General features: G+C 73.1%; 10 protein-coding genes and 1 tRNA gene. 6 read left to right on the top strand and 5 right to left on the bottom strand.

The features are described 5' to 3' along the window. Window positions 1-53: 53 nt before the first annotated feature. The gene (locus ABWU78_RS11110; protein WP_439158377.1) at window positions 54-782 is read right to left on the bottom strand and encodes an SAF domain-containing protein; all 729 of its coding nucleotides are present in this window, start codon (window positions 780-782) and stop codon (window positions 54-56) included. Window positions 783-939: 157 nt separating this feature from the next. Further along, entirely contained in the window at window positions 940-1245 is a 306-nt protein-coding gene (locus ABWU78_RS11105) for an FmdB family zinc ribbon protein (RefSeq protein WP_353708516.1), read from the bottom strand. A 166-nt stretch (window positions 1246-1411) separates the two neighbouring features. Between ABWU78_RS11105 and ABWU78_RS11100 the strand changes: the two genes are divergently transcribed. Beyond that, window positions 1412-4075 (top strand): penicillin acylase family protein, encoded by a 2664-nt coding sequence (locus ABWU78_RS11100; protein WP_439158376.1) that lies wholly within the window; start codon window positions 1412-1414, stop codon window positions 4073-4075. Between the two features lie 514 nt (window positions 4076-4589). Here the strand turns inward: ABWU78_RS11100 and ABWU78_RS11095 are convergent. Continuing rightward, the gene (locus ABWU78_RS11095) at window positions 4590-5222 is read right to left on the bottom strand and encodes a 5-formyltetrahydrofolate cyclo-ligase (RefSeq protein WP_253052761.1); all 633 of its coding nucleotides are present in this window, start codon (window positions 5220-5222) and stop codon (window positions 4590-4592) included. Window positions 5223-5401: 179 nt separating this feature from the next. On the opposite strand from ABWU78_RS11095, the gene ABWU78_RS11090 reads away from it, so the two are divergent. The 5 genes from ABWU78_RS11090 to ABWU78_RS11070 all read left to right on the top strand — a co-directional run bounded on the left by ABWU78_RS11090 (window position 5402) and on the right by ABWU78_RS11070 (window position 12413). Then, window positions 5402-7648 (top strand): NTP transferase domain-containing protein, encoded by a 2247-nt coding sequence (locus tag ABWU78_RS11090; protein WP_253052763.1) that lies wholly within the window; start codon window positions 5402-5404, stop codon window positions 7646-7648. Window positions 7649-7725: 77 nt separating this feature from the next. After that, window positions 7726-10182 carry a GH36-type glycosyl hydrolase domain-containing protein gene (locus tag ABWU78_RS11085; protein ID WP_439158375.1) on the top strand — a complete coding sequence of 819 codons (2457 nt, stop codon included), beginning with the start codon at window positions 7726-7728 and terminating at the stop codon, window positions 10180-10182. Window positions 10183-10313: 131 nt separating this feature from the next. Then, window positions 10314-10964 (top strand): GNAT family N-acetyltransferase, encoded by a 651-nt coding sequence (locus tag ABWU78_RS11080; RefSeq protein WP_253052767.1) that lies wholly within the window; start codon window positions 10314-10316, stop codon window positions 10962-10964. 61 nt (window positions 10965-11025) lie between these two features. After that, on the top strand, window positions 11026-12276 hold the full coding sequence (locus tag ABWU78_RS11075; protein ID WP_439158374.1) for a hypothetical protein: 1251 nt from the start codon (window positions 11026-11028) through the stop codon (window positions 12274-12276). Between the two features lie 64 nt (window positions 12277-12340). Next, a tRNA-Ala gene (locus tag ABWU78_RS11070) sits at window positions 12341-12413 on the top strand. A 103-nt stretch (window positions 12414-12516) separates the two neighbouring features. On the opposite strand, the gene ABWU78_RS11065 is transcribed toward ABWU78_RS11070, so the two are convergent. Together ABWU78_RS11065 and ABWU78_RS11060 are read right to left on the bottom strand one after the other, a co-directional pair. Next, window positions 12517-13878 carry a hypothetical protein gene (locus ABWU78_RS11065; protein WP_253052771.1) on the bottom strand — a complete coding sequence of 454 codons (1362 nt, stop codon included), beginning with the start codon at window positions 13876-13878 and terminating at the stop codon, window positions 12517-12519. Between the two features lie 6 nt (window positions 13879-13884). After that, on the bottom strand, window positions 13885-14013 hold the full coding sequence (locus ABWU78_RS11060) for a hypothetical protein (RefSeq protein WP_353708528.1): 129 nt from the start codon (window positions 14011-14013) through the stop codon (window positions 13885-13887). Between the last annotated feature and the right edge of the window lie 51 nt (window positions 14014-14064).

The following is a 14064-nucleotide window of genomic DNA, read 5'->3' as shown; positions in this document are numbered from 1 at the left end:
GGCGGGTCGGGCACCGGTCGTCGGTTCACCCGTCGGCGCGACCGGGCCGTCCGTCAGGGGACGAGGACGGCCGTGACGCTCGCCTGTCCGCTCACGGCGGCGAGGCGGACGGCCTCCTCGGGACGCACGGCGACGAGCGTCACGACGTCCGTGCCCGACCCGCCCGTGCCGAGCAGCCCGCCCCCGTCGTCGGGCTCCGGTGCGGGCACGACGACGGCCGCGCGGGCGAGGTAGGGATCCGCGGCCGGCGGCTGCTGTCCGTCGGTCGGCGCTCCGGCGAGCGCCGTCGTCAGCGCCTGGTCGCCGGCGGCGAGCAGGTCGACGCGGTCTCCCGGGCCGAGGAGGGCGGCGACACCGGGGTCGAGCCGGACGGGTGCGACGACCGTGCCCGCGGGAGCCGCGGCGGCGAGCTCGCCGCCGGCCACGAGCGCGTCCTGCAGCAGGGTGCCCGCGGGCAGGGCGACGGTCGCGCGGCGTCCGACCACGTCGTCGGGCCGGGCCGCGGAGCCCGCCGGGACGAGCTCCGCCGCCACGGGGTCCACGCGGAGGTCCGCGTCCGTCAGCACGGCGCCCGCGGGCACCTCGCGCGTCGTGACGACCGCCGGCGCGGTCGGTGGTGGGGGAGGGCGGAGCGCCCCGACGGCCACGGACGCCGCGACCCCGCAGCACAGCGCGGCCACGACGAAGCGGGAGCGCCACCACACCCCGCGCAGCAGCCGACGCCGCGCCGTCGAGCGGTCGGGTCGCGGGCGGGGATCCGGCGGGCGGGGGGAGCGCAGCATGGGCGCGACCGTAGCGGCGCGCGCGCCCGGGGCAGACGCGGGCCGGTCCGGCCCTGTGGACGGGGCGCGTGGTCGAAGCCCGCCGACGCCGCCCGGTGCAGGCTGTGGTCGACCGCCGTCGTCCGGGGCGCCTCGGTCTGACGCCCCGGGCGTCAGGTCAGGAGGACGCGGTCGAGCCGCTCGACGACGAGGTGCTGCTCGTGCCGCCGGACGCGCTGCTCGTGCCGGACGCGGCGGAGGAAGCGGCGGGCTTCGCGGCGGCGGGCGCCGTCGACGACTTCCCGCCCGAGCGCGAGTCCGTGCGGTAGAAGCCCGAGCCCTTGAACGTCACACCGACGGAGGAGAACACCTTGCGCAGGCGCCCCGAGCACTCGGGGCACACCGTCAGGGCGTCGTCGCTGAACGACTGGTGGATGTCGAAGGCGTGACCGCAGGCGGTGCACGTGTACGCGTAGGTGGGCACGGGTTCTCCTCGTTCACGAGACGGCCGTCGGGGCGGCCACCGGCAGGTCGGGATCGGGTCGGTCTCGGCCGGGTCGTCGGTGTCAACACCGCCTGGCACTCGAAACTTCCGAGTGCTAATCATACGCGGAGCGGCGCTCGCCCAGGGCCGGGGTAGTCTCGCATCCGTGTCTGCGCACGAACCCGCCGAGGCCCCCGCCGGTGACGCCGTCCCCGGTACCGACCCCGCGAACCCCGTCGAGACCGCGGCCCCGCCCCGGCGTCGTCGGTCCGGCCGTCGGCGCGTCCTGATCGGCGTGGCCGTGCTGCTCGTCCTCGCGCTCGTCGCGGGGGCCGCGCTCGTCGTCGTCACCGTGCGCCGGCCGCTGCCGCAGACCTCCGGCCAGGTCGAGCTCCCCGGGCTCGACGCCCAGGTCACGGTGCTGCGCGACGCCCAGGGCGTGCCGCAGATCTACGCCGACACCCCCGAGGACCTCTTCCGCGCCCAGGGCTACGTCCAGGCGCAGGACCGCTTCTTCGAGATGGACTACCGCCGGCACGTCACCGCGGGTCGGCTCGCGGAGCTCGTGGGCGACAACCCCGACGCGATCGCCGCCGACACCGTGACGCGGACCTTCGGCTGGCGGCAGGTCGCCGAGGAGGAGTGGGACGTCGTCTCGCCCGAGACGAAGGCGTACCTCCAGGCCTACGCCGAGGGCGTCAACGCGTACCTCGAGAACCGCAGCCCGTCCGAGATCGCGATCGAGTACACCGTGCTCGGCCTCCAGGTCGACGTCGCCGAGCCCGAGCCCTGGGACCCCGTCGACTCGCTCGCCTGGCTCAAGGCGATGGCGTGGGACCTGCGCGGCAACTACGACGACGAGCTCGAGCGCGCGCTGTCGTTCAGCACCCTCCAGGACACGGCCCGCGTCGCCGCGCTCTTCCCCGCCTACCCGTCCGAGGTCAACGCGCCGATCCTCGACCCCGGCGAGCTCGACAACCCCCAGCAGGTCGCGCTCGAGCTCGGCCCCGAGGCGCGCGCCGCGTACGGCTCGGACCACCTCCGGGGCGCGCTCGAGGCCGCCGACCGCGCGCTCGACGCCGTCCCCGTGCTCGTCGGGCGCGGCGAGGGCACCGGCTCCAACTCGTGGGTCGTCTCCGGCGAGCACACCGTCAGCGGCAAGCCGATCCTCGCGAACGACCCGCACCTCGCCCTCGGTGCCCCCGGGATCTGGGCCCAGGTCGGGCTGCACTGCAACGAGGTCGGGCCGCAGTGCGGGTTCGACGTCGCGGGCTTCTCGTTCGCCGGCTTCCCCGGCGTCATCATCGGGCACAACGCGCAGCTCGCGTGGGGCCTGACGAACATGGGCGCCGACGTCACCGACTTCTTCGTCGAGCGCGTGCGCGACGACACCTACCTGCGCGGTGACGAGTGGGTGCCGCTCGAGACCCGGACCGAGACGCTGCACGTCGCCGGCGGCGAGGACGTGGACCTCGAGATCCGCTCGACCGTGCACGGGCCGATCGTCTCCGAGGCGATCCCCGCGACCGAGTCCGCCGTCGACACCCCCGCCCTGGACACCCGCCTGGGCGAGTACGCCGTCTCGCTCCAGTGGACGGCGCTCGAGCCGGGCCGGACCGCCGACGCCGTCTTCGCGTTCAACCTCGCCCAGGACGCCGACGACATGCAGGCCGCCGCGGCGCTCTTCGAGGTGCCCGCGCAGAACATCGTCTTCGCGACGGCGGACGGCCACATCGGCTACCAGGCACCCGGGAAGATCCCCGTCCGCCAGGCGGTGCCCGACGCCGAGGTGCCCTCCGACGGCACGTGGCCCCGCGACGGCTCCGACGAGCGCTACGACTGGCAGGGCTACGTCCCGAGCGAGCAGATGCCGCGCGTCGTCGACCCGGCCGAGGGGTTCATCGTGGCCGCCAACCAGGCGGTGCTGCCCGCCGGCGTCGCGCCGTTCCTCACCACCGACTGGGACTACGGCTACCGCTCGCAGCGCATCCGCCAGCTCCTCGAGGCCGAGATCTCCGCCGGACGACCCGTCGACGTCGACACGATGAACGAGATCCAGACCGACGACCGCAGCCCCTACGCCGAGGTGCTCGTGCCGCTCCTGCTCGACCAGGAGATCGACGACGGCTTCGCCGCCGAGGGCCAGGCGCTCCTCGCGGACTGGGACTACCGGACCGACACCGACTCCGCCGCGGCCGCCTACTTCGCCGCCGTCTGGCGCAACCTGCTCCAGCTCACCTTCTGGGACGACCTGCCCGAGTCGGCGCGCCCGAACGGCGGGAGCCGCTGGCTCGCGGTCGTGCAGAACCTCCTCGAGAACCCGACAGACCCGTTCTGGGACGACCGTCAGACCGTGAGCGTCGTGGAGACGCGCGACGAGGTCCTCACGCAGGCGCTCGTGTCCGCGCGCCTCGACCTGACCGTCGAGCAGAGCAAGCAGCCCTCCGACTGGGCCTGGGGCAAGCTCCACGTGCTCGCGCTGGAGCACCCGATCCTCGGCGGCGAGTCCATCCCCGGCCCCGTCCGCAACTGGGTCAACCCCGACCCCGTCGGCATGCCCGGCGGCTCCTCGATCGTCAACGCCACCGCGTGGGACGCGGCGTCCGGGTCGTTCGACGTGACGGCCGGCCCGTCGATGCGGATGGTCGTCGACCTCGACGACCTCGACCGCTCCACCTGGGTCACCGTCACGGGCACGTCCGGCCACCCCGCGTCCCAGCACTACGCGGACCAGCTCAAGACCTGGGCCCGGGGCGCGACCTACGACTGGCCGTTCTCCACCCAGGCCGTCGCCGACGCGAGCAAGGACGAGCTCACCCTCGTCCCGTAGTCCCGGGGTCGGTTCACGGCCCGCAGGGTCGGGTCCGCTGGTCTGCTCGGGTCGAGTGCCCGCGGGTCGGGTCCGCTGGTCTGCTCGGGTCGAGTGCCCGCGTGGTCGGGTCCGCGGTGGGGTCGGACCGTGTGCTGGGACTGGCGCACCGTCACCCTGGTCATTCGGGCCGGGGTTCTAGGAGTGCGCCTCTGACGTCCTGCGCACACGGTCCGACCCCACCGCTCGTCCTGTCCGTCACCGCACGACCCGCGGCCCGGGTCTGGCGGTCACGCTCGGCCCGGGCGCGCCGCCGTGCCACCGATGGCGGATGGCCCCGGCTGAGATGCGAGAAGTTGCCCCTCCGGGCCCCGTATCAGGGGCCACTTCTCGCATCTCGTCACCACGCGCGCCCCGTGGCGACGGAGCGGCAGCCCGAGCGGTCACCCACGTCAGCCCGACCGCGCGGGCGGCGGGTCTGTACCGACCGAACCAGCCCGACCGCGGGGTCGTGGAGCCGGCCCGGGCGGCGGGGCTACGGGAGCCAGCGCCAGCCGAGGGGGGTCGCGACGGCGTCGACGGTCTTGTCGTGGGGCTCGACCGGGAGCGGGCGGTCGGAGGCGTCGTAGACCTCCTCGGGGAAGACGACGGCGACGACCTTGGTCCCGGGGCGCAGGTGCTCGAGCGCGCGGTCGTACCAGCCGCCGCCCTGGCCGAGCCGGACGCCGCGCGAGTCGACGGCGAGCGCGGGGGCGACGACGACGTCGGCCTGGGCGATGGCCTCGGCGCCGAGCGACGGGGTGCCGGGTTCGGGGGGTCGGCCAGGGGCGCGGACCTGGAGGTCGGCGGGGCCGTCGTACAGGGCCCAGTCGCGCTGCAGGCCGGCGCCGAGCACGGGCAGCAGGACGCGCACGCCGCGCGCGGAGAGGCGTTCGAGCATCTCCGTGGTGCCGGGCTCGGCGGGCCGGGCGGCGTAGGTCGCGACGCACGTGGCGGCGGCGACCTCGGGGATGGTCTCCACGACGTCGGCGATCGCGGCGGCCGCTTCCTTGCGGAGCCGCTCGGACCGCGCCTGGCGGTTGGTGCGGATGGCCTTGCGGAGGATCTCCTTCGCGTCCTCGGCTTCGATGCTTCCGTGCAGGGGGTACGGCTGGACCGGGCCACTCATGTCCCTATTGTCACCCGGCTCGGGGTTCCTCGCGGACGCAGCGCGGGTGACCTTCGGCCCTGGTGGTCCGGATCGGGTTCCTTCGACGGGTCTCGGGTGCCTATGATCGGGGAGAGCCAGTAGTTCGGACTCCTGACAAATGAGTCGTTGTCCGACAGAGGTCGACCAGTGAGGACGCCATGACCGCGACGACGCCCGCGAAGCCCAGCGCCACGACCCCGCGACCGCGAGGGGGCGCGCACAGCCGGACCGCGAGGGCCGCCGTCGTGCTCGCCGCGGGGCACGACGCCGCGTCGCGCGACCTCCTGTCCCAGCCGCTGGGGAGCGCGACCGTCGTCGAGCTGGCCGTGGCGAACGTCCGGCGCGTGGTGGACGCGAGCCGCATCGTCGTCGTGGTGGCGCCGGACGACCCGACCGTGCGCGAGCTGCTCGGCGAGGACGTCGTCTACGTGGAGCAGGAGGCGCCGCTCGGCACGGGTGACGCGGTCCTCGCGGCGCGCGGGGCGGTCGCGTCGGTGCTGGGGCTCGGCGTCGACGAGCCGGTGCTCGTCGCGTACGCGGACACGCCCCTCCTGCGCTCGGAGTCGCTCCTGGGACTGCTCACCCGCCACACGCTCACGGGCGCCGACCTGTCGCTCCTCTCGGCCGTCGTGGACGACCCAGACGGCTACGGCCGTGTGGTGCGCGCCGAGGGCGAGATCACCGCGATCCTCGAGTCGTCCGAGGCGGGCGACGTGGCGGAGCCGCGCACGGAGATCAACGTGGGCGCGTACGTGGCGGCGCCGGGGCTGCTGTTCGGCGAGCTCGAGCGCATGGCGTCCGACGGCGAGCACCGGCTCACGGAGCTCGCCCGCCGCGTCATCGGCGCGGGGAAGCGGATCTCGTCGTACCGGATCGTCGACGTCGACGAGGTCCGCGGCATCAACACGCCGGACGAGCTCGCGCAGGCGGCGGACATCGTCCTCAAGCGCCTGTTCGTCCCGAAGAAGAACACGGACACCAAGATCGTGTTCGGCACGGGCGGCTGGCGCGCGGTCATCGGCGAGGGGTACACGCTCGCGAACGTGCGCCGGCTGTGCCAGGCGATCGCGAACGAGACGATCCGCCGCGGCCTCGACGGCAAGGGCGTCGTGATCGGCGGCGACCGGCGCTTCCTCTCGCGCGAGTCGGCTATCGCCGCGGCCGAGGTCTTCGCGGGCAACAACATCGCGGTCACGCTCCTGCCCGACGACGTCCCGACCCCGCTCGTGACGTTCGCCGCGCCCTACCTCGGGGCGGCGTACGGGATCATCGTCACGTCGAGCCACAACCCGCCCGAGTGGAACGGCATGAAGGTGTTCCGCCAGGACGGCTCGCTCCCGCTCGACGACGAGACGGACCGCTACCAGGACGAGGCGAACGCGCTGTCGGTCGACGACGTCATCACACTCGACATCGACGTGGCCCGCCGCACGGGCGTCGTGGTCGACCGGTCGCTCACCGACCCCTACGTCGACGCGATCGAGAAGATCATCGACGTCGAGGCGGTGCGCGGCTCCGACCTGCAGGTCGTCGTCGACCCGATGTACGGCACGAGCCAGCTCACGCTCGGCACGATCCTGTCCGACATGCGCGTGCGCTCGGAGTTCATCCACGCGGCGCACAACCCGCTGTTCGGCGGCGTCGCGCCGGCGCCGGACCTGCAGCGCCTGAGCACGCTCGTGACGATGATCCAGCAGGGCGGGGGTCGCTACGACCTCGGCATGGCCACGGACGGCGACTCCGACCGCATCGGGATCGTCGACGAGACCGGCGAGTACATCTCGACGAACGACCTCCTCCTCCTCCTCTACTGGTACCTGCACGAGGTCCGCGGCGAGAAGGGCGGCGTCGTGCGCAACCTCGCGACGACGCACCTGCTCGACCGGCTCGCCGCGCACTTCGGCGAGGAGTCGCGCGAGGTCAAGGTCGGCTTCAAGCACGTCACGGCGGGCATGGAGGAGATCGGCGCCGTGCTCGGCGGCGAGTCGTCGGGCGGTCTGACGATCCGCGGCTGGATCCTCGGCAAGGACGGCATCTTCGCGTGCGCCCTGGTGGCCGAGATGCTGGCTCGCACGGGCAAGCGGATCTCCGAGCTGCGCGCGATGATCTACGAGATCACGGGTCGCCTCTACACGCTCGAGGCGGGCGTGCCGGCGACGCCGGAGATGCGCGTCGAGGTGCCGCGGCGCCTCGAGGCGGAGCCGCTCACGCACGTCGGCCCGTACCCCGTCGTCTCGGTCTCCCACCTCGACGGCACCAAGATCCTCCTCGAGAACGACAACTGGGCGCTCCTGCGGTTCTCCGGCACCGAGCCCGTCCTGCGCATGTTCGTCGAGGCCGACTCTCCCGAGAAGGCCGCCGAGCTCCTCGAGTGGCTCCAGGGGTTCGTCACCGCCGGCGTGTGACGGCGCCGGACCTTCCCACCCTGCCCGACCCCCCCGCCCCCCCAGCCCCACCCCCCACGACAGGAACCAGAGCAACGATGCGCTACGGCCACTTCGACACCGCGCACGACGAGTACGTCGTCGAGCGCCCCGACGTCCCCGTCTCGTGGACGAACTACCTCGGCACCCGGGACATGTGCACGGTCCTGTCGCACAACGGCGGCGGGTACTCGTACTTCAAGAGCTCGCAGTACGGGCGCATCTCGCGCTTCCGCCAGAACGGCGTCCCCCTCGACCGCCCCGGGCACTACGTGTACCTGCGCGACGACGCGGACGGCGACTACTGGTCGGTGTCGTGGCAGCCGGTCGGCAAGCCGTTCGTCGGTCCCGACGAGGAGCTCGACCCCGCGGGGGGCGCGGGCCGCTGGACCACGCGGCACGGACTGAGCTACACGACGTTCCGCTCCGAGTACAAGGGCATCGACGCCGAGCAGACGGTCTTCATCCCGCTCGACGACGACGTGGAGCTGTGGGACGTGCGGGTCACCAACACCACCGACGAGGTGCGTGAGCTCACCGTGGGGTCGTACGTGGAGTTCAGCTTCCACACGATCACGATCGACAACCAGAACCTGCAGATGTCGCTCTACGCGTCCGGCTCCTCGTACGAGGACGGGATCATCGAGTACGACTTCTACTACGAGCCCTGGACGTACCACTACTTCGCGTCGAGCGAGACGCCGTCGTCGTACGACTCGCTGCGCGACAACTTCGTCGGGCCGTACCGGACCGAGACCAACCCGGTCGCGATCGAGCGCGGCGAGGGCTCGAACCAGAGCGCGACGACGCAGAACCACTGCGGCGCGCTGCTGCACAAGGTGACGCTCGCGCCGGGCGAGACCAAGCGCCTCGTCTTCATGCTCGGGTATGGCTCGCGCGACGAGGCCGGCCGCGCGATCCAGGCGAAGTACTCCGACGTCGCCGCCGTGGACCGTGAGCGCGAGCGCTTGCGCGACTACTGGCGCGCCAAGCAGGACAAGCTCCGCATCCGCACCCCCCACGAGGGCATGAACACGATGATCAACGCCTGGACGCTGCTCCAGGCCGAAACGTGCGTCGTGTGGTCGCGCTTCGCGTCGTTCGTCGAGGTCGGCGGACGTGCGGGTCTCGGGTACCGCGACACCGCGCAGGACGTCATGAGCGTCATCCACTCGAACCCTACGAAGACGCGCCAGCGCATCGTCGAGCTCCTGCGGGCCCAGACGGAGGCGGGCTACGGCCTGCACCTGTTCGACCCCAAGGCGTTCGACCCCGACGCCGAGAAGCTGCCCGACGTCCCGTCGCCGACGATCGTCCCGACGGTCGACCCGAAGGACCTCATCCATGGGCTCGAGGACACGTGCTCGGACGACCACCTGTGGCTCGTGCCGTCGGTCGTCGAGTACGTCAAGGAGACGGGCGACCGCTCGTTCCTCGACCTGGAGATCCCGTTCGCCGAGGGCACGCCCGCCACGGTGTACGACCACCTGGTCCGGGCGCTCGAGTTCTCCGCGCAGCAGGTGGGCCAGAACGGCGTGGCGCTCGGTCTGCGCGCGGACTGGAACGACTGCCTCAACCTCGGCGGCGGCGAGACGTCGCTCGTGACGTTCCTGCACGCGTGGGCGATCGGCGCGTTCCTCGAGATCGCGGAGCCGCTCGCGGCCGCGGGCGACGAGCGCGCCGAGGCGGATGTCGCGCGGTTCACGGCCGAGCGCGAGCGCATCGCCAAGGTCGCGGACGCCCAGCTCTGGGACGGCCGGTGGTGGATCCGCGGGTACACGCGCGACGGCGTGAAGATCGGCTCGGCCGAGAACGAGGAGGGCAAGATCTTCCTCGAGCACCAGGCGTGGCCCGTCATCGCCGGGATCACGAGCCAGGAGCGCGGCGAGGCGTCGATGGACGCGGTGCGCGAGCTGCTCGGCTCCGAGTACGGCAACCACCTCAACTGGCCGGCGTTCACGAAGGTCGACGACACGGTCGGCTTCGTGACGCGCGTGTACCCGGGCATCAAGGAGAACGCCGCGATCTTCTCGCACCCCAACGCGTGGCCGATCATCGCGGAGGCGATGCTGGGCCGCGGCGACGAGGCGGTGCAGTTCTACGACGCGATCCTGCCGTACCACCAGAACGACAACATCGAGACCCGCGGGGCGGAGCCGTACGCGTACGTCCAGTTCCTCTACGGTCGCGACCACGAGTGGTTCGGCAAGGCGCAGAACCCGTGGCTCACGGGCACGGCCGGCTGGATGTACACCGCCGTGACCAAGTACGTCCTCGGCGTGCGCCTCGCGCTCGACGGCCTCGTCGTCGACCCGTCTATCCCGAAGGACTGGGACGGGTTCGAGGTGCGCCGCGAGTGGCGCGGCGCCGTCTACGACATCGAGGTCCGCAACCCCGACCACGTGTCGAAGGGCGTGCGCTCGGTGACGGTCGACGGCGTCGAGCACGACCCGGCGAGCCCGATCCCCGCGCTGCCGGAGGGCGCCGAGGCGAAGGTCGTCGTCACGCTCGGCTGATCCCTGGTCGCACCACCGGGTGCCCCCGTCACCGGTCGGTGGCGCGCGGGCGCCCGGTGGTGTCACCCTGTGCACCGAGGACCGGGCACCCGCCCGGGCCCGCCGACAGCTCCGAGGACGGTCACCGCCGCATGACGCACAAGATCACGCGCGGCTGGACCGTCACCAAGCCGTGGCCCGTGACCCTGCGGGACGACACGCTGGGCGGGTCGATCGTCCTGCGGCCGCTGCGCCGTCGGGACGCGAACGCGTGGATGCGCCTGCGCGCGCACAACGCGGACTGGCTCGAGCGCTGGGAGGGCACGTCGCCGCGCCCCGGCACCGGGGGAGGGCCGCCGACGTTCGCCGAGTACGTCCGCGTGCTGTCCGCCCAGGCGCGGGCCGGCTCGTCGCTGCCGTTCGCCGTGGAGCTGGACGGCGAGCTCGTCGGCCAGCTCACGGTCTCCTCGATCACGTACGGGTCGCTGTGCGGCGCGAGCATCGGCTACTGGGTGAGCGAGCACGTCGCGGGCCGGGGTGTCATCCCGACGTCCGTGGCGATGGCGACGGACTACTGCTTCGCGGTCCTCGGCCTGCACCGCATCGAGATCAACATCCGGCCGGAGAACGGCCCGAGCCTGCGCGTCGTGGAGAAGCTGGGCCTGCGCGACGAGGGCGTGCGCGAGCGGTACCTGCACATCCAGGGGGCCTGGCGCGACCACCGCACGTTCGCGATCACCAGCGAGGAGGTCCCGGACGGGCTCCTCGCGCGGTGGCAGGCGACGCGCCGCGAGAGCATCTGAGCCGACCGACACGCCGGAGCGCGTGCGGACCGTGGCCGCACGCCTCGCCTACGGTCGTGATGTGGAATCGGCCTCGGGGATCGTCGCGCTCGCGGTGTTCCTGCTGTGGGTCGGGTTCTACGTCCCGCACCGGGTGCGTCACCGGCAGCAGCTGCTGGAGGCGCGCACGGACGACCGCTTCTCCGGTTCCCTGCGCGTCCTGGCCGTCGCCGGCCCGGGCGGCGGGGGCTCGGGCGGCTGGGACGCGCGGCTCGACGGCGTCGCGGCCGTCGCGTCGATCGGCCCGGGGCCGTCCGCAGACGGTGGTCGTACCCTCCTCGGGGGTGCGGGGACGCAGGACCGGCCGGACGGCCGGACGCACGAGGAGGAGGGATCGCACGCCATGGGGAGCACCGACAGCGCGTCACCCTCGCGCGGGGCACCGCCACGCCGTCAGCCGGCGTCCGAGCAGTCCCGCCTCGCCCTCCTCGAGCGGCGCGCCGCCGCGGCGCGCCGCCGTCTCGCGCTCACGGTCGTGCTGCTGCTCGCGAGCGTCGCGGTGTGGGCCGTCGTCGCGCTCGGGTACCTCCCGTGGTGGGCCGGCGTGGTCCCGACGGCGTTCCTCGGGCTCGTGCTCGTGCTGGGCCGTCGGGCGGTGCTCGCCGCGCAGCGCTCCGACGCCGCGTGGCTGGCCGAGCGTCGCGCCGCCGCCCGTGCCGCGCGCGGGACCGTCCTGGGGGCGCCGCCCGCGCCCCGGGGGGCGCGGCCCCGCGTCACCGGCCGCGCCGTGCACGGCTCCCAGGTGAGCACGCAGATGATCCCGCGCGTCACGCCCCAGGACCTCGCGCGGGCGAACGCCACGGCGGCCGCGCTCTCCGGAGAAGGCCCCTTCGGGGCGTCGCCGCGCGAGCGCGTCACGGCTCCGAGCACGACCACGGCCGAGGACCCCGGCTCCGAGGAGCCTGCGTCTGCGCGCGTCGGGTCGTCCGAGGCTCCGGCCGTCGCGACCGACGTCGCGGACGAGGTCGAGCGCATCGACGAGGACCGCGTGCCCTCGGGCCGTGCGTGGGACCCGGTTCCCGTGCCCCCGCCGACGTACACGATGAAGCCCACGGCCCCGCGCCGCGAGCCCGCGCCGCTCACGGACGACGACGTCGTCTCGCCGGCCCGGGCAGGCGCCGCTCCCGCTCCGGTCGCCGCGGCGGACGTGGCCGTCGACGCGCCGTCGGGCGCACCCGAGCCCGCGGCGGGCGACGAGCGCAAGCCGTCGACCGAGACGCTGGGCCTCGACCTCAACGAGATCCTCGCGCGCCGTCGGGCTGCGGGGCAGTAGCTCCCCCGGGGACGGCCGGTTTGGTAGACCCCGCCCCCGGGGTGCTAGTCTGTTCCTCGCTTGAGGGGCTATGGCGCAGTTGGTAGCGCGTCTCGTTCGCAATGAGAAGGTCGGGGGTTCGAATCCCCCTAGCTCCACCCTTCGAAGGCCGTTGACCAGGACCCTGGTCAACGGCCTTCAGCGTTCGCAACGGTTCTCAGGGGGTGAGAGCCACGGACACCGCCGGTGTCCGTGCGGGAATCACGTGCGCGCGCGGCCGACCAGAGCGACGCCGAGGATCGAAACGAGGGTCGCGCCCAGCGCTTCCATCGCTCCATCGCTTGTCGAGGTGAGTGGCAGCTGGGGCAGGAGCAGCCGACAGCCGACATAGCCGACGAGCGCGCCGAGCACGGCCCCGACGACCACGCCACGAAGGCGCCACCGTCGGCGCCCGGTCACCAGAACGCCGAGCAGGGCGCCAGGTAGGGGAAGAAGCAGCGCGTGCGGGCCGTCCAGTGCGATGCCTCGTTCGGAGAGCCATCCGCTGAGGAAGGGGATGGTGAGGAGGGCGCTGACCCAGTATCCGCCGACGAGACCGAGGAGGACACCACCTGTGTTCCATCGTCGTGCCCGCTCCGGTCGGGTACGGGGGACAGCAGCGTCCTTCTCGTCAGGCGAGCGCTCGACGGTGGCCTCGGTGCCCTTCTCGACGAGGCTTCTCAGCTTCTCGGCCAGCCCGCGCCCCTTGGGGTAGTACCTCGTGAGCGAGACGCGGCCGTACGCGCTGAAGTCGGCTGCACGGCGCGGCTCGGTGATCACCGTCACGGTCGTCGCCGTCGAGTGCTCGGCGTAGGCGCCGAAGTCCAGCCCGACGAGGAACTGGTCGAAGCTCGTCAGGGGGACGGGCTCCCAGCGTCCGTCGTCGCGGTGGATCAGCTTCCCGGCCGGAAACACCCCGTTCCCCTGCTCGGCGAAGACGAGCTCCTCCTTGCGCTCCTCCAGCACGAGGTCCCCGGTCGCCCGGAGCACCCAGCGGTACGTGGTGACGGTCTCCTCGCGGACGGACGAGTCCGTGGTGTCGAACCTGCTGAGGGCCGTCGTGAGCTCCCAGAACGCGGTGGCCCGCGCACGCTCGGGGACGGTCTCCACCAGTCGGTCGATGAGTGCCTGGATCTCGCCGGGCTGGTCGTCCCGCGGTTCGGACCAGTACTGCTCGACGTCCTGCGGGGTGGCCGCGACGCCGCGCCGGGTGCCGGTCCCACCGCACGCGGTGCAGCGCGGGGCCCGCGGGGCGGGGGCCGGGTCGTCGGGCCGGAACGACGTCGTGCTCGTCGGGAGCGTCTGCGTGCCGCTCCCGCCGCACGCACCGCACGGGGCGGTGAAGCGGGACGCGGCGTCACGACGCGCCGCTGCCCCGGCCGAGGTTCCGGCGGGCTCGACCGACATCTCCGTGCGGATCGACGCTGTCCCCCCGTGGCGCTCGACGGCGCGCACGAACGCGGACGCTCTCTTCTCCCTCGTGAAGCGTGGCGTCCCCGACGGGTCGACGCCGAACTCGCTCCTCAGCTCGGCCAGCGCCGCGTCGCGCGATCGCGGCGGGAGGGTGAAGTCGACGAGGTACACGGGTGGCTAGCCCCACACGATCCCGCACACGGGGCACCGGACGAACGCCCCTTTGTTCGCGATCTCCGTGCCGCAGCCGCGGCACACGTAGGCGGCGGGGGAACTCACCAGGGCAAAGTGCTCGAACATGATCATGTCGTCGGTCCTCTCGTGGCTTTTCGGCTCGCTGTCGGGAACATGCTCGTC

Origin of the sequence: Cellulosimicrobium sp. CpK407 (assembly GCF_051844275.1) — a bacterium.
GTDB classification, from domain to species: domain Bacteria; phylum Actinomycetota; class Actinomycetes; order Actinomycetales; family Cellulomonadaceae; genus Cellulosimicrobium; species Cellulosimicrobium cellulans_G.
This window is presented reverse-complemented; position numbering and strand designations above follow the sequence as displayed.